The following is a 19,772-nucleotide window of genomic DNA, read 5'->3' on the forward strand; positions in this document are numbered from 1 at the left end:
GCGCCGAGTCGGCATCGAGCGTTACCGTGAGTGGAACAATGTTTCCACTATCGAAACGGATGTCCAGGTGGAGCCGAACATTCTCCGCGCGGTCCTGGCCCAATGGGCCAGCGGCGTCGTGGTCGTCACCACCGCCAGGGCCGACGGCGGCCGACACGGCATGACGGCCAGTTCGTTCACCAGCGTGTCCCTCGACCCGCCGCTCATCTCGATCTGCCTCGCGTCCACGAGCACGACCTGCCGAATGATCCGCGCGAGCGGCATTTTCGCGGTCAACGTCCTCGGGCACGATCACGAGGCCATCGGCAGACGCTTCGCGTCCGTCGCCGGGTCCGCACCAGCGGATCGCTTCACCACCGGGCATTGGGACACCGCGCGCACCGGCGCGGCGGTATTGACCGACGCCGTCGCGTGGCTCGATTGCGCCCTCACCGACTGCCACACCGCGGGCGACCACACCATCGTCGTCGGGTCCGTGCAGGATGCCGCGACGCCCCGGCCCGCCGCGCCACTCATCTACCACGACCGCAACTACCACGAGGGGATCATCCGATGATCGGTGCACGACTCGTCGAGGACATGACCGACGCCGAACGCGCACGCGCACAACGGGTCGACGACGTGCTGCCCGCCCTGCGCGCGGCCGCCGAGGAAGCCGATCGGCTCGGCACTTTCCCACCCGGCCACGTCGAACTGTTACGCGAGGCCGGGCTGCTCGGGCTGGTGGTACCGGAGAAGTACGGCGGACTCGGCGGCACCCTGCGCGATCTGGCCGCCGCCACCTTCGCGATGGGCACCGCCTGCCCTTCCACGGCGCTGGCGTTCTTCTTCCACAACACGAGCGCCTCCCGCGGCCTGCTCCCACTGGAGGCCATCGACGCCGGACTGTTCGCCGACGAGGAGATCCCCGTCGTGCGGGCCTTCGCCGAGAAGGTCCTCACCCGCATGGCCGAAGGCACGTGGCTCGCGAACTTCGCCTCCGAGGCGATCAAGACCGCCGCCGCGAACATCACCATCGCCACCACCGCCCGCAAGGTCGAGGGCGGCTGGATCCTGCAGGGCGAGAAGTCGTTCGGTTGTGCGACCGGAGTGGCCGACTACTACCTGACCTCGGCCAAGCTCGAGGGATACGACACCGCGGAGGGCCTGGCGACCTTCTTCGTGCCCCGCGACGCGCCGGGGGTGAGTGTGCGGGCGCCCTGGGACGGGCTCGGTATGCGGGCCACCGCCAACAACGGCATTCGACTCGACGAGGTCTTCGTCCCCGAGGACGAAGCCTTGGCGGTGCCCGGCGCGTTCGCGAAGATGCTCACTATGAGCAGAGGCAGTTTCGTCGGCAACCAGCTCGCCATCGCGGCGGCCTACACCGGCTGCGCGCAGAATGTCTACGACGAGATGCTCGCGGCGACGACCACGAAGACCTTCGCCGATACCGGCGAACCGATCGCCTCCTCCCCGGTGCACCAGGTCCTCATCGGTGAGATGACACGGCACCTGCAGACCGCCTACCTCTGGTTGCGCTATCAGCTGACCGTGGAAACCGCGGAGCCGCCGTTCAAGCCGAAGTCGGAGGTGTTCACCCAGTGGCGTCTCGGCAAGGGCGCGGTGACCGAAGCCTGCTTCCAGGTCGCGCTCGGCGCGTTCAAGGCGGGCGGCACCTCGGCGGCGGGGATGAGCGGGGTGGCCGGGCGCGCACTGCGCGATCTGGCCATGGGATTGGTGATGACCTTCCCAGCCGAGCGCGGCATGCTCGAGGTCGCCCGCATCGTGACCGACGCCAAGGCGAACGAATTGTTCGCCACCGCACCGACGAAGGCGGACCGATGACAGCCCAACTACCCGACATCGCCGACCTGATCGATGGGGAATGGGGCACCCCGACAGTGGATCTCGGTGTCGCGCTGGAAGATCCGGCCACCGGGAAACCCATCAGCAGGGCGGTCGCGACGGCGACCGAGCGCGTCGAACGGGCCATCGCGGTGGCCGACGCGGCGGCGGGACGGATCACCCCCGACATGCTCGACGCGATCGCCACCGGTCTGGACAAGCGGCTGCCCTCGATCGCGGAACTGGATACGCGCGCGACCGGCGTCCCGATCGCCCAGACCTCGCTGCTCGGTGCGATCGTTTCCGGATCGTTTCGGCTCGCGGCCGAGCAACTGCGCACCGGAGCACTGCGCCAGGACCGGGACGGGGTCGAGGTGCATCGGCTGCCACTCGGCCCTGCCCTGTGCCTGGTGCCGTGGAACGCGCCCGCGCCCATGGCCGCCCATAAAGTCGCCAACGCGCTCGCCGCCGGTTGCCCGGTGATCCTCAAGGTCAGCGAACTCGCTCCCTACAGCTCGATGGCGCTGGCAGAGGCGATCGCCGAACACGTGCCCGCCGGCATGTTCCAGCTGGTGCAGGGTGGTGCGGAGGTGGGCGCACAACTCGTCGCCGCGCCCGAGATCAAGGCGGTCTCGTTCACCGGCGGTCTCGGCGGCGGACGTTCGGTCGCCGCCGCGTCCGCCGGGATGTTTCGCCCGTGCCAGCTCGAGCTCGGCGGCAACAATCCGCTCGTGGTGCTGCCCGACGCCGATCTACCTACCGCAGCGCGGATGGCCGCCGAACTGCTGACCACCCTGAACGGCCAATGGTGCCGGGCGCTGGGCAGATTGATCCTGCCCGCCGACCGGGCCGAGGAATTGGTCGACGCGATCGGTCGACACCTCGCCGGACTCCGGGTCGGTGACCCCCTGGATCCGTTGACCGAGTTCGGGCCGCTCCTGCATTCGAAACATGTTCAGACCGTGCGTCGATCGTTCCTCGACCGCGAAGTCCGCACCTTCGGCGCGGTGCCGGAAGCCGGAAACTTCCTCGCCCCCGCACTACTCGACGGTGATCTGCCGGATGAGGTCTTCGGTCCGGTGGCCGGCGTCCTCACCTATCACCGGGTCGAGGAGGCAGTAGCGCTGGCCAATGCCGTGCCCTACGGCCTGGAGGGCTACGTCTGCGGTGCGGATGAACAACACGCGCTCGGGATCGCTCGACAGATCCGCGCCGGTGAGGTGAAGGTGAACGGCTCGTCCATCATGAGCCTGCACCTGATGACGCCGCGTCCCGCGTGGGGGCTGTCCGGACTCGGCGAGGAGGGCACGGCGGAGACGCTGCGCTTCTTCACCGGTGCTCGCGTCGTCGGCGTCGAAGGTCGCTTCGCCCTGCACACCTCATGAGCAAGCCCACCGTTGTCGTCGTCGGCGCCGGGCCGGTCGGGCTCACCGCCGCACTCACGCTCGCCCGCCGGGGTTTCCCGGTCACCGTGCTCGAACAGGGCGACGAACTGGCCACCGAGTCGCGCGCATCCACCTTCCATCCACCGACCCTCGAGATGCTGCGAGACCTCGGTGTCCTCGATGCGTTGTTACGCAAGGGCATCCGCGCGTCGACCTTCCAGTACCGGGAGCGCGGCGGCGGCGAGATCGCCACCCTGGATCTCGACGTGCTGGCCGAGGACACCTCCTTTCCGTTCCGTGTGCAGTGCGAACAGAGCACACTCACGCCGATCCTGCTCGATGCCCTCGGCGCCGTAGCCGATGTCCGGTTCGGCCACCCGGTGAACGGGTTGCTCAGCACCGCCGATTCGGTGGTGCTGCGTACCGCGAAGGGGCCGGTCCGCGCGGATTGGGTGATCGGCGCCGACGGTGCGCATTCCGCTGTCCGGCGCGGCCTCGGCGTCGAATTCGGTGGCAGCACCTACCCGGAACGGTTCCTGGTCGCCTCGGTCGATGAGGACCTGGCCGCCGCACTACCGGGTATCGCGCCGATCAACTATGTCTTCGACCCGGACGAGTGGCTGGTGCTGCTGCGCACCCCGCGACACTGGCGGGTGCTGTTGCCGACTCCGGTCGACACCGATGACGAGGACGAATTGCGGCGGCTGCCGGAGCGACTGGCGGCGGTCGTCGACCTCGGCAGACCGTGGCGGCTGGCCCACGCCTCGCTCTACCGGGTGCATCAGCGGGTCACCGACCGATTCCGATACGGCAAGGTCCTGCTGATGGGCGACGCGGCTCATGTCAACAACCCCCTCGGCGGGATGGGCATGAACAGCGGAATCCACGATGCGGTCCAGATGGCGTCCGCGCTGTCCGATGTCCTCGAGGGCGCGCCGGATACCCAGCTCGACGAGGTGGCGGCGCACCGTCGAAACGTTGCCGTCGACCATGTTCAGCGCATGAGCCACAACAACTGGAACCGGATGCGCGACCGCGACGCCGACTACCTCGACCACCTGCGCGAACTGGCCGCCGATCCGGTCGCCGCGCGCGCCTATCTACGGCGGGCCTGCCTGCTCGACTCGCTGGAGATCCGGCCGTGAGAATCGATCGCGAGAATCCGGCCCACCCGCGCGAGATCGTCGGCACCGTGACCTCGACCGCACCGGACGCGGTCGAGGCCGTGGTACGCGCGGCACATGCCACGTTTCGCGAATGGTCGCGATGTCCGCCCGAGGCCCGCTTCGCCGCACTCGGCACCGCCGCGGACGCACTCGATGACCGCGGTGCCGACCTGGCGATCCTGCTGGCGCGCGAGACCGGTAAACCCGTCACCGATTGCCGGGGCGAAATCGGCTTCGCCGCACACTATCTGCGCTGGGTGCGCGACCATGCGGCCGAGGTCGTGCGGACGCGCACAACAGACGACGGTCACGGCCGAATCACCGTGTCCGCGAGACCTTTCGGAGTGGTCGCCGCCATCACCCCCTGGAACGCCCCGATCATTCTCTCGATGCTCAAGCTGGGTCCCGCACTCGCCGCGGGCAATGCGGTCGTGCTCAAACCGTCGCCACTGGCACCGCTCACCGTCACCGCCGCGGCCGAACTACTGCCCGCCACGACAGTGATCCATGGCGGCCAGGACACCGTGCACGCGCTGATCGCGCACCCGCTGGTGCGCAAGGTCGCCTTCACCGGCGGCGAGGACGCCGGGCGCGCGATCGCCGCCGCCGCCGGACGCGCGATCAAGCCGGTGACCCTGGAGCTCGGCGGTAACGACCCGGCAGTGTTCCTGGACGACTTCGCCCTGTCCCCAGCGGATTTCGAACGCCTGGTCCTCGCGTCCTTCGCCACGGCAGGCCAGGTATGCATGGCCGCCAAACGGCTGTATGTGCCGCAGACTCGGCTGGCCGAGTTCGTCGAGTCCTATATCGCTGCCGCACAGCGCATCCTGACCGTCGGTGATCCGCTGGACGACGATGTCACCATGGGTCCGGTAGCCACCACGGCGGCCGCCGAGCGCGTACGCGGACTCGTCACCGACGCCAGGAATCGGGGCGCCGACATCGTCACGCTCGCCACCGCGCCGGTCTCGGAGGGCTATTTCCTCGACCCGATCCTCGCGCTCGGGGTCCCCGACGACGCCGACCTCGTTCGCCTGGAGCAGTTCGGCCCGGCCGTCCCGCTGCTCACCTACCGCGACGAGGCCGAAGTCTTGGCCAGGGCAAACGATTCCGACCTCGGCCTGGCCGCCTCGGTATGGTCGGCCGACGAAGACCGCGCCTGCGCGTTCGCCGCTCGCATCGAGGCAGGCTTCACCTTCATCAACACCCACAACCGCACCGGCATGTCCCTGCGGGCCCCGTTCGGCGGTATCAAGAACAGCGGCTTCGGCCGCGAGTACGCCGAAGAGGGCCTGCGCGAGTACGTCCAAACGACCGTCACGCACGCTCCGGGCGCCTTCCGCGCCGGCGGCACCGGACTGCCCGCAGGGGCCTATCCCACCACGGCGCGCCCGTAGCGAAACATCCCGGAGGACGGCCGCCGGGCCGCCGGAGCGCGGGTTACCTCCGATAGTCCACAACGGCTCGACCGGCCAGCCGGGGCACGAGCCATCGGGCGACCTCCCGGTGCGCCGGATGCTGTTGGTAAGCAGCCAATTCCGCCTCGGAGGTGTGCGTGGTGGTCAGGCACAGGTCATAGGAGACCGGCGTATCGAGTTCGTCGAGGACGACGGTGAGCGAACGGATATGTGGGACAGTGCCGTCGAGGGCCGACAGCAGAGCGCTTGCCTGGTGCGCATCGGCTCGATGCTGGAACTTCATCAGCACGATATGGGTCAGTACCTGGTCGCTGGTCGCCATCGGGATCCTCCGTTCGCGGATCGGCCGGACGGCACGGCGGCGACAAGCCTCCGTGCCGTCCGAGGATTCAGTTGTTTCGGCCGCGCCTGCGTACCACGAGGGCTACGGCGACCGCGGCGATCACCACCACGCCGGCGGCGATGCCGACCGTCATCGCGGTGTTGCTGTCGGTGTCCTCGGCCTCGGCCGTTTCGGTCGCGGTCACCGGCGTTTGGGCGGCGGGGCCGAAGGTCAACGGCACCGAGGCGAGGATCTCGGTCGCGTTCGTCAGGCTGGTGACGCTGATCGTGCAGGCGCCGGGCGCTGAAGCGCAGTCGGTGGTACCGACGGTGGCTACCAGGGTGATCGCCTCTTTGCCGGGGTTGGGTTGCCACCGCCCCTGTCCGTCGGCGGCGCCGAGCATCGAGCCGGCGAGATGACAGTCCGCGGGACCGGTGATCTGCGGTTTGCACTGCCCGACCGCCACCGCGGGCATATTCGCGGGCAGTCCGTCCAGCGTCACGGTGACGGTCTGCCCGGCCGCCAGTCCGGTGGACTGACTCACCTGCAAAGTAGGTGCGGCGGTCGCCGGGGTCGCACTCCAGATCGCGGCGACCGCGACGGCCCCGAGAATCCCGAGCGGGGTACCGATGCGTTTCATATCTTCCTCCTGATGGATTTCACAATCGCCGCCGATCGGCGAGGGCACTACCGGCGACGATCACCAGCAAGCCCGCGGTCACCGCCCACAGCACGGTGGACGGGCCTTCGGTATCGGAGTCGGACCGCACCGCGGCAGCCGGGGCAGGAGCCGGTGACGTCGGCGGGCCGGAACCCGCGAAAGCCACCGATACCGCTGCCGAATTGGCGGCGATGACCGCGGGTGGTTCGGTGCCCGGCAGCGGTGCGGCCGCGATCACGCACTGCTGCTGGGTGCAGTCGATGGCGTGGAACGTGGGGTGCGCGGTCAACGTCAGCGGGCCGAAGGTGCCGTCCCCGCCGATATTGACGAAGGTCGCACCGCCGTCGAGATCGCAGTCCTTCAGCCCGTTGGTGAAGCCCTGTTTACACATGCCCACCGCGACGGCCGCCAGACCGGCTCGAAAGCCGCTGCCGCTGACAGTGATTCGCTGTCCTTCGGTCAGGTCGGCGCTCGCGCTGACCTGTATCGCGGCGGGCTCCTGCGCGAATGCCGCTGCCGGAAAGCCGATCAGACATCCGCCGAGCACTGCGGCCGCGGCCATTCGGGTCATCGTGGCGAAACCTTTCACGGCGCGCCTCCTTCGTTGTGTGAGCTGAGCACGCCCTGCGGAGGTGATGCGGCGTGGTCGCGCCTACCGCAGAGCCAGGCCGCGACGAGTACGCAGGCGGCCAGCACGGTCAGCGCCGATCCGGTACCGATGACCCGACCGAGCAGATCGACGAGTCCCAGCCCGGCAAAACCCGCGATCGCCGTGACAACGGCGGTAGCGGCGGCCCGATCGGCGTGCAGGGACATCTCCTCGTCGAGGGCCGTCATCGCACGGGCCGCCGCCGTCAGGGTCACGGCCAGCCCGACCGTCAGCAACACCGGCCCCGATGCGGTCGCCACGAGCACCGGTCCGCCTGCCGCCAGGATCAACAGCAGGGGCACGGCGGCCGGTCGACGCCCCGGCAGCGCGACCACGAATACCGCGGGTGCGGCAGCGAACACCAGCCAGGTGAGCTGCTCGGCTCCGAATTCGTTCCAGCGGAACAACAGCAGATGCAGCGCGGGCAGCACGGTGCCCCCGACCACGAGTCCCACGGCGACATATCCCGACAGCGCGGGACGTGGCACCGCGCCGATTGTGGCAGGGCGGCGCGAAATCGGTGCTTCGGCGAGGCGTGCCCCCAGGAGTCCAGTGCTCGCACCGAGGACGGCGGTCAGCGCCCCTGCGGCGATCACACCGGCTCCGGGATTCTCGTAGTACCGGCCGGCCAGCCACGCGGCGAGGACCAGCCCCGCTGCCGCCGCTGCGTGCATGACGACAAAACTCTGGCGTCCGAGATCGGCTGCGAGAGTGCGGCCGGCGACCAGCAGCGGCCCGGTGAAGGTACCGGCCACCAGCACCGCGACGGCGAACACCGGAACGGTATCCGCGGCGCCCGCCACCAGAACGGCGATGCCCGCGAGAACACCACACGCACTTGCCATTTCGACCGAAGAGCGCATACGCCACAGACACAGCAACGCGGCGAACAGACCCAGCGCCGCGCCGGTGAGCACGATGTAGCCGACCACTGCGCCGGGCACTCCGACCACACCGCCCAGGGGTTTGGCGAGCAGCACCAGCTGCCCTCCGGCGACCGGTCCGGCAGCGACTGCGCAGAGGGCGGCCGACACGGATGCGCGATGTCTCGTCATCCTCAACCTCCACTCATGTTCCGCTGAGCGAAACACAGTTTCACGATTGCCACATTGAACCCGCGGTGCCGACCACTGTCAAGACAGACCAGAAGAAGCGAGATTTCAACGAATTACGGGCGCGTGAAATGTCGAACCACCCCTGGACAGATCCTTCACAGGGGTACAGAATCAGGGCACTGTTGGAAACAGCGTTTCGTTGTACGAAACGCTGGACGAGTGAGAGGGTCCGAGTTCATGACCCGAGTCGCGGCCGCACAACTCGCCGCGGGAACCGACGTCGCGGTCAACCTCGACGCCTGCCTCCGCATGATCGACGCCGCGGCCGCCGCGGGCGCCGAACTGGTGGTTCTTCCCGAATTCTGTAACCACCTATCTTGGTACGAGGACCGTGCGCACGCGCGCCGAATGGCCTGCACGCCCGGCGACACATTCTGTGGTTCGATCGCGCAGCGGGCGCGCCGACATCGGCTGTTCGTGAAGATCGGCGTCACCCTGGCCCGCGCCGACGGCCGCACCACCGGCACCAGCCTGCTGTTCGGCCCCGACGGCGAACTGCTCGGCGAATCCGACAAGCAGATCCTGATGGGCGCCGAGAACGACTATCTCGATCCGGGCCTGACCGAATCGCCGGTGCTCGCGACTCCCCTGGGCCGGATCGGTATGTACGCCTGCATGGAGGGCGTCATCAACGAGGTCACCCGGTCGCTGGCACTGCGCGGGGCCCAGCTGTTGCTCAACAGCCTCAACTCCTTCGCCGTCGATGAAGCGAGCCTGCACATTCCGGTACGAGCCGCGGAGAACAAGGTCTGGGTGGTGGCCGCCAACAAGGTCGGCCCCCTGCTCCCCGCCGACCAGTTGCCCTCGATCGCGGACCGCCTCGGGGTGCCGCAGGATCGCCTGCACGGCGCGGGCGAAAGCCAGATCGTCGGCCCCGACGGCATCCCGGTCGCGGTAGCGCCTGCCACCGGTGAGGCGATCGTCGTCGCCGATATCGACGTGTCACTGGCCGATGACAAACGGCGACCGGACGGCACCGATATCCTCGCCGCGCGCAGGCCCGAGCTCTACGCCCCACTCGCCGCCACACCGCGCGGGCGACGCGCGGCGGCCGGGGCCGATTCGCTGAGCACCGCGCTCGCGGTCGCCGACCCGGGACTACTGGCCCGAATCGCCGCCGACGGAGTCGAGTTGATCGTGCTCCCCGAGCTCGCGACGATATCGATACCGGAAGTCGTCGACGCGCTGAACGGCACAGCGGCACACGTGGTCCTGAGTGCGCGCGTCGGCGGTGCGCACCACGGTGTGCTGGTCACCGCCGACGGAGTGCTCGGCCGTCAAGCTCAACTGCATCCGACCAACCGTCTTCCGTGGCTGACGGAGCCGGGCACCGAATTGACCGTCTTCGACGTGCCATGGGGCCGACTGGCCATCGTGGTCGGCGACGACGCGCTCTTCCCCGAGACCTTCCGGCTGGCCGCGCTCCAGGACGCCGACGTCGTGGCAGTGCCCTGCTCGCCGACCGAACCGTGGGAATTGGCACTCGGTCTGTCCGAACGCGCGGCGGAGAACCGGCTCAATGTGGTGGCCGCCGGGAGCGACGAACACGGCGGACTGCTCGGCGCGGTGTACGCGCTCAGCCCCGACTTCACGCTGTGGACCGTGTGGAGCGGCCCGTTCACCGGTGTGATCAGCCACCCGATCGTGACCGGCGCACCGCCCGACGCAGCCGAGGTCCGGGCGACCGTGCGGCCGGCGCAAGCCGTGAACCGCACCGTATCCAAAGGCACCGACCTGGTGGACGGACGCCCTCGGTGGCCGCTGGACGCCATGACCAGGCACGCGCAGTGACGACAGAACCGGAGCAACGATGAGTGAAACCGTGCAACACGTCGAGCAGATGGTCGACGCCACCGCCAGAGTCGACGTCACCGAGACGTTCCAGGAATGGCGAGAGCTGTTGAGCGGGCTGAAATCCCGGATCGCCGAGCGCTTCGAGCTGACCAGAGATCCCTCGACCGAGGCCCTGGAGAACTACGGCGACGCGGCGACCGGACCCTCGGGGAGTCTGGCCGCCTATACCGGCCCGGAGATCGACTGGCTGGTGCATTCCTGGATCGGCGACCCCCGCACCGGTTTCGTCAATCTGCATCTCACCGCGTGGCTCGGACCACAGATCCAGGTCCCACATCTGGGCGTCGCGCTGCTGCTGTGGCCGCAGGGTTGGTTCTATGTCGACGCGGTACCACGCGGCGACCTGGTCGGCGACGGCGATTATTTCGACAGCTACTACGCCGACAACGACGTGCCGTGGTTGGCCTTCAAGGAAGAACATCCCGATTTCACCTGGTTCACCAGCCGCACCGGCTTCATCCGGTCCAGCCTGTCCCCCACCGCGTATTGCTACTCCTTCCCACCGAATCAGGCCAATCGCGAAACGGTCGCCGAGATTCTCACGGCGCGAGTCGAGCAGTGGCTCGGGTGGGTGGACGCGGCGAGTCCGGTACCCGTCGGCGAGCGGGCCCGGTTGGCGGAGCGAGACCTGGCAATCCGTCGCAATATCGCCGAACGCGATCCCGCGAATGCCATGGGCGAGCGGATGTTCGGCGCGGATCTGACCCAGCGTCTGGTGCGTGGTCTGTGGGGCGGCGACCGAGTTCTGCCCAGGCCCGTCGGATGAGTCCGCGCCCGATCAGTCCACACCACGTCGATGAGGTGCCCGCGTGAGACTTGTTCGCTCGCTCTGGTGGTCGGCTCGCACCGCGGGAACCGCACCGTTCGATACCGCCCATCTGAAGATCTACTACCCCGCGATCGCCACAGGCGACGACGCCGAGCGTCTGACCGGCGTCTTCGCACCCGATCCCGCGGCGGTGCCGTATCCGGTGGTCGTGTTCCTGTCCGGTGTCAATGTCGGCCAGGACTCCTACCGCCGATTCGCCACCGCGATCGCCGACAGCGGTTTCGTCGTCGTGACCTTCGACCGGGTGGCCGAATTGTTCGGCGGTCAGCGCGGTCTGACGTGCGGCGTCGACCTGGCCGCCGCCCGCCCTGATACCTACGGCACCCGCCCGACCTGCCCGACCATCGGCGCGGTCATCGACGCCCTCGCCGAGTTGAACGCGCAGGGCCCGCTGCGCGGGGCACTCGACCTGAACCGGATCGCGCTGGGCGGACACTCGGCGGGCGGCACCGTGGTCCTGCAGTCGGCACGCTTCTTCGATTCCGTCGCGGCGGTGTTCGCCTGGGGCGCGCACACCATGGTGGCGACCATGCTCGGCTGGCCCGCGGGCACCGTGCTGCCCGCGCAGGTCGAGTGCCCGGTCCTGCTCGGCGTCGGCACCAATGACGGCGTCATCGCAGGCAGTGCCGACCGCTACGGCGAGGACGGCGAGACCCGCCCCGATCCGGTGGCCCGCACCTTCCACGAGGCGCTGCCACCAGGCGAGCACCTGCTGGCTGTCATCGAAGGGGCCAATCATTTCGGCATCGCCGACACCGATCCGACCGCCGCCCGCGCCTTCCTCGACGGCGGCGACGACGCGGATGCGCTGACCCCGTTCGCGCGCCTGACCTCCGCGTTCTTGCGCGCCCACCTGTGCGACTCGGGCACAGCACGAACCGAGCTCGCCGAGTTCGTCGCCGCGGATGTTCTGCGGCCCCACCTACCGGAGCGAGAACAATGCTGAAGAACTTCTGGTACGCACTGGAATTCGCCGACAAGGTCGGCCGCACGCCGAAGAAGGTGACCTGTCTCGGCCAGGACTTCGTGCTGTACCGCACCACAGCCGGGTCGGTGGTGTGCCTGTCGGACCTGTGTGTGCACCGCGGTGGCGCCCTGTCGATGGGGACCGTCACCGACGACTGCATCGCCTGTCCGTACCACGGCTGGCAGTACAACGCCGACGGCGCCTGCGTGCGGATCCCGGCCAATGCCGAGGATCGGATCATCCCGAAGAAGGCCCGCGTCGACGCCTACCCCACCCAGGAGCGCTACGGCATGGTGTGGGCCTTTCTCGGCGATCTGCCCGAGGATCAACGCCCGCCTATTCCGGAGATCCCGGTGCACGATGATCCGAGTTTCCGGGTCGTGCAGTTCGAGATGGAGGTCGAGGCGAACTACGAGCGGACCTTCGAGAACGTCGTCGACGCCTCGCACACGCCCTTCGTGCACGGCACCAGGTTCGGCAATCCGGACAAGCCCGAGATTCCGAGTTTTTCCATTCGCCAAGATGATTGGTCCGCGGAGGCCGATATCCAGCTCAGCCCGCCGCCGCCCGGCGGGCTGTGGGGGCTGCTGTTCCGCAACAAGCCACGGCCCGAGTTCGTGACGGTCACCAACGGCTGGTACCTGCCCAACGTGGTGAAACTGCACATCAGGCTGCCCATCGGCGATCTGCTGCTCTACGACTTCAATATCCCGCTGTCGCAGGACCGCACCCTGATCAAGATCCTCGGCTACCGGAACTTCTTCACCGGTAAATGGGCCGACGCCGACACCCGCAGAAGAATCAAAGCGATCCTGCTGCAGGACAAACCGATTGTCGAGGGGCAGCGCCCGGAGTTACTGCCGTTCGACCTCGCCGACGAATTGCATGTCCGCAGCGACGCGTTGCAAATCGCCTACCGGCGCAGGCGCACTCAACTGATCAAGGACGGCTGGTGGCTGGGCGAGGACGACACCATCACCGGCGACGGACCGCGTCGAACCGCCACCGTGATCGCCTCACCGGCCCGCCGCGACAACCCAGAACTCGCCCAAGCCTGGGTGCACAAAGCCCGCAACGGAGGAACACCGCGATGAGCCTGCCCGCCGCACTCAGCGAACGCACCTTGCAGACACTGAGCACCGCACTCGAACTCACTGTCGCCGAGGATATTCCGCTGGTCAGCGCGATGTCGCCGGAACCGGTCGGCAGACTGCGGGTATTGCACGGCGACCGGATCGACAAGCTCGTCGCCGTCGATCTGGTGGTCCCCGCGATCCACCTCGACAGCCATATGCTCTTCGTCTTCACCCCTCCCGACTCGGCGGTCCCGCATTTCACGCTGGACTCGGTGCACGGCGGCGAGTACTACGCCATGCACCTCGATCTCGTTCCGCGTGCCGATCTGGCGGTGAACCTCACCTATCTCGATGCCGCGTTCCTGCCGCTGACCCCGCTACTGGAGGCGGCCTGGCAGCTCGACGGTGTGTCGGCGGCGGCGGTCGGTCCGCGGCAGCGGGCGATGATGTCGCCGTGGATGGTCGTCTGTCGAGCCACCGAAACCGCCTTCCGCGCGCTCGACACCACCGTCGACGACTATCTGCGGCATTGGCTCTCCTTGGTGGACAAGGGAGTTCCGCCAGTGGACGCCGATACGGCAGTCCGCGACCGCGTGAACCGGGCGAATCTGTTCAGCCCGGAAGTGGATCCGGTCTGGACGCAGGTGGCCCGACTGCTCGGTGACGATCAGACCGCGTGCGTGCGTGCGGAGCTGCTCGCATGACCGCCGCCGAAGCGCCGAGCCAGTGGCAGCAGCGCATCGCGGGTGAATGGGTCGGCAGGCCGTCGCTGTTCGCCGCCGACGGTGTCTGGCGCGGTTTCGAAGACATCCGCCGCTCATCGGTCTTCGCCGACGGAACGACGACCTACTTCATGGACGGCGGTCTCACCGGCGGCGGCGAACTCGCAGGCCGGTTCGCACTCGGTGCGCCGTTCGCCTTCGGCGTCGTCGACTCCGACAGCGATCGCCTCTACACCGGCCCCGACTTCTACGGTGCCGGTCGACCGTATGGCAGCTTCGTCGACGCGCACTACTACGGGCCGGGTTGGCAGGTAAGTTTGAACACCTGGAACCTGACACTCGGTGACACCCAGGTGTACTCCTCGGTGCTGTACCAGGGACCGGCCATGGTCGGGGTGTTCAACGGCGTCTACACCCGCGATCCGGCGCTCGCCGACGAACTCGTAGAGCACGAAACACGCTGTGGAGCTACCCCTTTCGTGCTGCCGACCAAAGACGCTTGCCGCTATGCCGGTGACTGCGAACTATGGGGTGCCGACCAGCAACGCCACGGCACCGTACGCATCACCGTCGAGGTGACGCCGTCGAGCCTGTTGACCGCCGAGCACCACGTCACCTGGAGCGGCGCGATCGACCGCGAATACCAGGCGACGGTGCGCCGTGACGGTGTCCGCTCGTTCCACGAGGGGCCCGGCGCCTGGGGCAACGCGACGTCGTACGGCCGGGCCAACTACCCGGTGTTGCACTTCCCCGACGGCGCCAAACTCAACGGACGGGAGTTCATGATGGACGCGGAACCCGGCATGGGCGCGGGGGCCGAGCTCGCCGTGGTCTACGAACTGTTCGAGCACAACAGCCTCAGCGCTGTCCTGCACGGGGTACTGGTGCGCGCATGAGCGGGCCGACGACCAGCACCGTCGTGGTGACCGGCGGCACCCGCGGCATCGGGCTCGGCATCGCCCGCGCGCTGCTGCGACGAGGCCATCGAGTCGCGGTGTGCGGCACCGATACCGAGCGGATCGACGCACTGCGCGCGGAACTGCCCGACACCGAACTGCTGGTGGTGTCTGCCGATGTCACCGACCGTGAGCAGCTGCAGGCGCTCTGGGACGCGACGGTGGCCCGCTTCGGGGGCGTCGACGTCTGGATCAACAATGCCGGCATCTCGCACACCCGCACACCCGTGTGGGAGTTGCCCGCCGCCGATGCCGCGAAGGTCGTCTCGACCAACCTGCTCGGCGCGATCAACGGCTCCGCCGTCGCGATCGCGGGGATGGCGACTGCGGGCGGCGGACACGTCTGGAATATGGAGGGCCTCGGCAGCGACGGTCGCACGGTGCCCGGACTGTCGGTCTACGGCGCCAGCAAACGGGCAGTGACCTACCTGACCAAGGCCTTGGCGAAGGAGGTCCCCGCCGGGGTCTCCGTCGGCCTGCTCAGCCCGGGCATGGTAGTCACCGACCTGCTGACCCACGGCTATGCCGATCCCGAGGAACTGGCCAAGGCGCGCAAGATCTTCAACATCCTCGCCGACCGCGTGGAGACCGTGACGCCCTGGCTGGCCGAGCGCGCCCTCACCCACCGACGCAACGGCGCCCACGTCCGCTGGCTCACCACACCGAAGGTGATCGGCCGCTTCGCCACCGCCGGCTTCCGACGACGCGATCTGTTCGCCGAATGAGCACGGCTGCCATCGACTACCCGATCTCGCTGGCGATCGAGGATTTCGCGCCGGTGCTGTTCACCACGGCGGGCGTACTGCTGCTGCGCCGAGTGCTCGGCGGCGGACCGGCACCGGTAGCGGCCGCGGTGTTCATCGGCGCGGGCGGACTCGCCAAGGCCGGTGCGAAACTGATCGCCGCGGCCGACGGGCCCGACCTGCCGTGGCTGAGCGAGATGCTGTTTCCGTTGCTGACGCTGGGATTCGGCCTGCTGTGCACGGCCGCGGCCCGCACCAAAACGGGAACTTCGCCGCGCTGGCTCCGGTACTTGACCGTCGGGCTCATCGCGGCCTGTGGTCTCGGTGCCCTGCTGGCCCGCGATTCGATCCCGATGCTGGTCAGCACCACGGTGTTCGCGACCATCACCGGGATCTACTTGATCGGCATCGCCCGCGATCGCGGCGACACCGTGGCCGCTGGCCTGTTCGGCGTGCAGCTGCTGAGCTTCTACGTCCTCGGTCCGCTCGCCTCCCGCCCGGACCAGACGGTGACGTTGCAGTGGATCGAGCAGTTGTGCAACACCGCGGCCCAAGCCGCGTTCCTGGCCGCCGCCTGGCGGCTGGCGGCCTCCGAGAAAGCCGTAGCAACCGGGAGATAAGCAATGCCTGACGTACTGGGCTGGCGACGCAAGTTCGGCGTACTCGCCCCCTCGACGAATACCGTGGTCGAACCAGATTTCGGGCGCATGAGCGTGCCAGGGGTCACCGCGCATTTCGGCCGCATCCACATCCGCGACCAGAACATGAGCGACGACGCGGGCATGTCCCATCTGCTCGACCAGATCCGCGCCGAAATGGACGAGACCTGTGCGCGGATCATGACCTGCGAACCGGACTACATGGTGATGGGGATGTCGGCCGAAACCTTCTGGGGCGGCGTCGAAGGCAACCGCAAATTCATCCAGCAGATCCACGAGGCGACCGGCCTGGAGGTCGCCACCGGCGCCGAGGCATGCCGCCGGGCGCTGACGCTCAACGGCGCGAAGCGAATCGGCGTCGTCACGCCCTATCAGCCGATCGGCGACGACAACGTGGTCCGGTTCTTCGGCGAACTCGGCTTCGACGTCGCCGCGATCACCGGGCTGCGCTGCCCCACCGCGGTATCGATCGCCCATGTCACCGAGGACACGCTGCGCGACGCCCTGCGGGAGGTGGACGGCGACGACATCGACGCGCTCGTCCAGTGCGGCACGAACCTGTCCATGGTGAGGCTGGCCGATGAGGCCGAACGCTGGCTGGGTAAACCGGTGATCGCCATCAATGCCGCGACCTGGTGGATGGCACTGCGCGACAACGGCATCAACGACCGGATCGAGGGTGCGGGTTCGCTGCTGCGGGACCACTGAATTCTCGCCGTAGCCACAGGCCGGTGCTCACCAATCCGGCGGCGAGTACCAGCTCGCCCGCATTGCCGAGCACCGGCACCACCGGCGTCGCGCCCGCGACCAGGGTCATCGTCGCGGCCGCGACCGCCAGCACCGAGTAGCGACGCCGACGCCATAGGACGAGCCCGGCCGCGAGCACGACCAGCACTGCGATGATCGCGGGCAACGCGCCGAGGGCCGAGCCGTCGGTGTACCCGTAGCGCAGCGTCCCGGCCCACCACTTCGGCTCCAGCACGAGCCCGAGGACGCCGTGCCAGATCCCGATCGCGATCAGCGCCGCGGTCAGCACCACCGCGCCGACCCGGACAGCAGTCCGTCGCGCCGCGGGCACGCCCGCGTGGTCGACCACGGCACGGGCCCACAGCACAAGCAGCGGTGTGAGCACCGCGTGCAAGGCGAAGCGCGGCCAGCTCAACGTTTCGAGCAGTCGCCCGACCCCCACTGTGCTCCCCATGGCGATGACGGAGTTGTCGTAGGCCAGCGCCACGCACAACACCGTCGGGAGCACCAGCATCCGACCGCCGCCGGCACGAATCGCGGACAGACCGAGCCACGCGAGGGCGAGGTGGCCGAGGGCGAGCAGGCCGAACAGGGCCGAAACGATCACGCGAGAACTCCCCGATTATTCGGCATGCCGTGTCAATCCTCCAGTAGGCGTCGCGCTTGCCGGATCACGGCCGCGTCGACCATTTTGCCGCCCTCATCGAGCAGGACGCCACCGGCGGCGGATTCGAATCGGCCCACGAGTGCGCGGGCCCGCTCCAGGTCGGCCACGGTGGGGGTGAACACCTCGTTGACCACGGGTAGCTGCGCGGGATGGATGCAGGCGCGCCCGCGGAATCCCATCCGCGCCAACGCTTTCGTCCGCTCACGCAACCGGTCCAGGTCGCGGAAATCGGTGTCGACGGGCCCCAGCGGCGGCGCGATCCCCGCCGCCGCGCTGGCGAGGACCACGTGAGTGCGGATGGCCAGCAGTTCGCGTTCGTCGGAACTGGTTTCGATCCCCAGATCGGCGCGCAGATCCGCCTCCCCGAGTTGCAGCCGCCATACCCGAGGGGCGGCGGCGATCGTCACGGCGTCGAGTACGGCGGCAGCGCTCTCCAACAGCGGGCACACCCGAATCGCACCGGCGCGCGGTTCGTACTCCCGCAGCACCTCGTCCGCCGCCCGAACCTGTTCCGCTGATTCAGTTTTCGCCAGGCATACCGCAGACACCGCAGGCACTGCCACCGCCCGCAAGTCGTCGCGGCACAGCGAACCGGAGTTCACCCGCACCCAGATCCGTTGTCCGGCATCGACGACCGTGCGCAGCCACGCGGAGACCTCGGCTCGCGCCGTCTCCTTCTGTCGCAGCGGGACGGCATCTTCCAGATCGAGCAGCACGATGTCGGCGGGACCGGCCAGCGCCTTGTCGAACAGTTCCGGTCGATTGCCGGGGACATACAGCGCCGATCTCACCCGCTCACCGCACCTCTCGATTTCCGTAACAGCGTTTCACCCATCGAAACGTATCGCGCTCACACCGGCGTCGTCCAGCCCCGATTCGCAACCACACGTCGCCAGGCCACCACTTGACATCCACACCCCCATGGGAGCTAATAAACTATCGCATTTAAGAAACGCCATTTCGCACAGCGAAACAGGCGTTCCGGCGTCGTTGTTGGAGTCATCATGAGTTCTCGAGGTTCGGCCCTGGCCGCCGCAAGCGCCGCCATCATCGCCGCCTGCACCCTTGCCATCTCCGCACCGACCGCCGGAGCGGAGGCGTCGCGACTCCCCGGCACGATCGATATCCCCTGCGCCACGACCACGCTGCAGCAGAGCGCGGACTGGTACCTGCCGACCGGAACCCCCAGGGGCATGGTCTGGATCCAGCACGGCTTCGCCCGCACCAACAGCAACGTCGCACAGCTGGCGACCGCCTTCGCCGACAGCGGCTATCTGGTCTTCGCCCCCGCACTGCCGTTCATGGATCTCGCCGGATGCACGCTGCAGAATCTCGGCGACAACACCGGATTCCTCGACAACGTCGCGACCCTGTTCGGTACCGCCACCGACCCCGACGGCGCACTCGCGCGCAGCCTCACGGCCGCAGCCGCACGCGCGGGCACGGTCGCCCCACAACTGCCCAGCAACTTTGTATTCGTCGGACACTCCGCCGGTGCCGAGGCAGTCGCGTTCGTCGCACATCGCCTCCATGTCGCGCACCCGGAGGTGTTCGCGCACCTGCGTGGCCTGGTATTGCTGGATCCGGTGAAATCCTTTCTCGGCGACAACAGCGACCGCGCACTCGCCGACCTCGACCCCACCGACCTCCCCATCCTGACGATCGCCGCGGCACCGTCGCTGTGCAACAACCTCGGCAGCGGCACAACGGCAGTCCAGCAACAGCTTCATCGACCGTTCCTCGGCATCAGCGTGAGCGACGGCATGCACACCGACGCCGAGGGCACCAGTTCGGATTCACTGGGAACGCTGCTGTGCGGCACCCCGAGCGTCGCGAACACGACGATGCTCCGCACACTCACACTCGGCTGGACCGGCGACTTCCTCGCAGGCACCGAGACCGCCGCCTATTACCCCACCACCACCGAAGCGGCGGTCACCCCCACCGTCCCAGCAGCGCCGACCGCGACGATCCTGCGAGGAAAGTGATCGGGAACCGCCACTCATCTG

Annotated in this window: 21 protein-coding genes; 15 read left to right on the forward strand and 6 right to left on the reverse strand. The window is 68.3% G+C overall.

The window, feature by feature from the left end:
- The first annotated feature begins 67 nt into the window (after positions 1-67).
- From ASD42_RS05525 to ASD42_RS05545, 5 genes are read left to right on the forward strand one after another with little or no spacing between them, the layout of a single operon-like run.
- Positions 68-556 (forward strand): flavin reductase family protein, encoded by a 489-nt coding sequence (locus ASD42_RS05525; protein ID WP_056811027.1) that lies wholly within the window; start codon positions 68-70, stop codon positions 554-556.
- A complete protein-coding gene (locus ASD42_RS05530) occupies positions 553-1,827 on the forward strand; it encodes an acyl-CoA dehydrogenase family protein (RefSeq protein WP_235569314.1) in 1,275 nt (424 codons plus the stop codon). Before ASD42_RS05525 ends, ASD42_RS05530 begins: the two co-directional genes overlap by 4 nt.
- The gene (locus ASD42_RS05535; RefSeq protein ID WP_056811030.1) at positions 1,824-3,212 is read left to right on the forward strand and encodes an aldehyde dehydrogenase family protein; all 1,389 of its coding nucleotides are present in this window, start codon (positions 1,824-1,826) and stop codon (positions 3,210-3,212) included. The genes ASD42_RS05530 and ASD42_RS05535 overlap by 4 nt, the downstream gene beginning before the upstream one ends.
- Positions 3,209-4,357: an FAD-dependent oxidoreductase gene (locus ASD42_RS05540; RefSeq protein ID WP_056811033.1), complete on the forward strand. Its 1,149-nt coding sequence runs from the start codon at positions 3,209-3,211 to the stop codon at positions 4,355-4,357. The genes ASD42_RS05535 and ASD42_RS05540 overlap by 4 nt, the downstream gene beginning before the upstream one ends.
- Positions 4,354-5,775 carry an aldehyde dehydrogenase family protein gene (locus ASD42_RS05545; protein ID WP_056811039.1) on the forward strand — a complete coding sequence of 474 codons (1,422 nt, stop codon included), beginning with the start codon at positions 4,354-4,356 and terminating at the stop codon, positions 5,773-5,775. The genes ASD42_RS05540 and ASD42_RS05545 overlap by 4 nt, the downstream gene beginning before the upstream one ends.
- A 43-nt stretch (positions 5,776-5,818) precedes the next feature.
- Here the strand turns inward: ASD42_RS05545 and ASD42_RS05550 are convergent, their stop codons facing one another.
- From ASD42_RS05550 to ASD42_RS05565, 4 genes are all read right to left on the reverse strand, one after another.
- The gene (locus ASD42_RS05550) at positions 5,819-6,118 is read right to left on the reverse strand and encodes a Dabb family protein (protein ID WP_056811042.1); all 300 of its coding nucleotides are present in this window, start codon (positions 6,116-6,118) and stop codon (positions 5,819-5,821) included.
- A 67-nt stretch (positions 6,119-6,185) separates the two neighbouring features.
- Positions 6,186-6,758, reverse strand: coding sequence for a neocarzinostatin apoprotein domain-containing protein (locus ASD42_RS05555; protein WP_156677386.1), 573 nt, complete (start codon positions 6,756-6,758; stop codon positions 6,186-6,188).
- Positions 6,759-6,777: 19 nt separating this feature from the next.
- The gene (locus ASD42_RS05560) at positions 6,778-7,368 is read right to left on the reverse strand and encodes a neocarzinostatin apoprotein domain-containing protein (protein WP_056811047.1); all 591 of its coding nucleotides are present in this window, start codon (positions 7,366-7,368) and stop codon (positions 6,778-6,780) included.
- Complete coding sequence (locus ASD42_RS05565) at positions 7,365-8,483, reverse strand: hypothetical protein (RefSeq protein WP_156677387.1); 1,119 nt, start codon at positions 8,481-8,483, stop codon at positions 7,365-7,367. Before ASD42_RS05565 ends, ASD42_RS05560 begins: the two co-directional genes overlap by 4 nt.
- Before the next feature lie 237 nt (positions 8,484-8,720).
- Here ASD42_RS05565 and ASD42_RS05570 point away from each other — a divergent pair, with 237 nt between their 5' ends.
- From ASD42_RS05570 to ASD42_RS05610, 9 genes are read left to right on the forward strand one after another with little or no spacing between them, the layout of a single operon-like run.
- Entirely contained in the window at positions 8,721-10,334 is a 1,614-nt protein-coding gene (locus ASD42_RS05570; RefSeq protein WP_056811052.1) for a carbon-nitrogen hydrolase family protein, read from the forward strand.
- Positions 10,335-10,353: 19 nt separating this feature from the next.
- Positions 10,354-11,163 (forward strand): oxidoreductase, encoded by an 810-nt coding sequence (locus ASD42_RS05575; RefSeq protein WP_056811054.1) that lies wholly within the window; start codon positions 10,354-10,356, stop codon positions 11,161-11,163.
- Between the two features lie 43 nt (positions 11,164-11,206).
- Positions 11,207-12,172, forward strand: coding sequence for an alpha/beta hydrolase family protein (locus tag ASD42_RS05580; RefSeq protein ID WP_056811057.1), 966 nt, complete (start codon positions 11,207-11,209; stop codon positions 12,170-12,172).
- On the forward strand, positions 12,166-13,287 hold the full coding sequence (locus tag ASD42_RS05585) for an aromatic ring-hydroxylating dioxygenase subunit alpha (RefSeq protein ID WP_056811060.1): 1,122 nt from the start codon (positions 12,166-12,168) through the stop codon (positions 13,285-13,287). The genes ASD42_RS05580 and ASD42_RS05585 overlap by 7 nt, the downstream gene beginning before the upstream one ends.
- Entirely contained in the window at positions 13,284-13,973 is a 690-nt protein-coding gene (locus tag ASD42_RS05590; protein WP_056811063.1) for a hypothetical protein, read from the forward strand. The genes ASD42_RS05585 and ASD42_RS05590 overlap by 4 nt, the downstream gene beginning before the upstream one ends.
- On the forward strand, positions 13,970-14,887 hold the full coding sequence (locus ASD42_RS05595) for a hypothetical protein (protein ID WP_056811066.1): 918 nt from the start codon (positions 13,970-13,972) through the stop codon (positions 14,885-14,887). Before ASD42_RS05590 ends, ASD42_RS05595 begins: the two co-directional genes overlap by 4 nt.
- Positions 14,884-15,672, forward strand: coding sequence for an SDR family oxidoreductase (locus ASD42_RS05600; protein ID WP_056811068.1), 789 nt, complete (start codon positions 14,884-14,886; stop codon positions 15,670-15,672). Before ASD42_RS05595 ends, ASD42_RS05600 begins: the two co-directional genes overlap by 4 nt.
- Positions 15,669-16,310, forward strand: coding sequence for a hypothetical protein (locus ASD42_RS05605; RefSeq protein ID WP_056811072.1), 642 nt, complete (start codon positions 15,669-15,671; stop codon positions 16,308-16,310). The genes ASD42_RS05600 and ASD42_RS05605 overlap by 4 nt, the downstream gene beginning before the upstream one ends.
- 3 nt (positions 16,311-16,313) lie before the next feature.
- Positions 16,314-17,057, forward strand: coding sequence for a maleate cis-trans isomerase family protein (locus tag ASD42_RS05610; RefSeq protein ID WP_056811076.1), 744 nt, complete (start codon positions 16,314-16,316; stop codon positions 17,055-17,057).
- Here the strand turns inward: ASD42_RS05610 and ASD42_RS05615 are convergent.
- Together ASD42_RS05615 and ASD42_RS05620 are read right to left on the reverse strand one after the other, a co-directional pair.
- Complete coding sequence (locus ASD42_RS05615; protein ID WP_056811079.1) at positions 17,011-17,703, reverse strand: hypothetical protein; 693 nt, start codon at positions 17,701-17,703, stop codon at positions 17,011-17,013. The genes ASD42_RS05610 and ASD42_RS05615 overlap by 47 nt on opposite strands.
- A gap of 32 nt (positions 17,704-17,735) precedes the next feature.
- The gene (locus ASD42_RS05620; protein ID WP_056811082.1) at positions 17,736-18,554 is read right to left on the reverse strand and encodes an HpcH/HpaI aldolase/citrate lyase family protein; all 819 of its coding nucleotides are present in this window, start codon (positions 18,552-18,554) and stop codon (positions 17,736-17,738) included.
- 213 nt (positions 18,555-18,767) lie between these two features.
- Between ASD42_RS05620 and ASD42_RS05625 the strand changes: the two genes are divergently transcribed.
- Entirely contained in the window at positions 18,768-19,751 is a 984-nt protein-coding gene (locus ASD42_RS05625) for an alpha/beta hydrolase (RefSeq protein ID WP_056811084.1), read from the forward strand.
- Positions 19,752-19,772: the final 21 nt, after the last annotated feature.

The organism is Nocardia sp. Root136 (genome assembly GCF_001427185.1).
Lineage (GTDB): Bacteria > Actinomycetota > Actinomycetes > Mycobacteriales > Mycobacteriaceae > Nocardia > Nocardia salmonicida.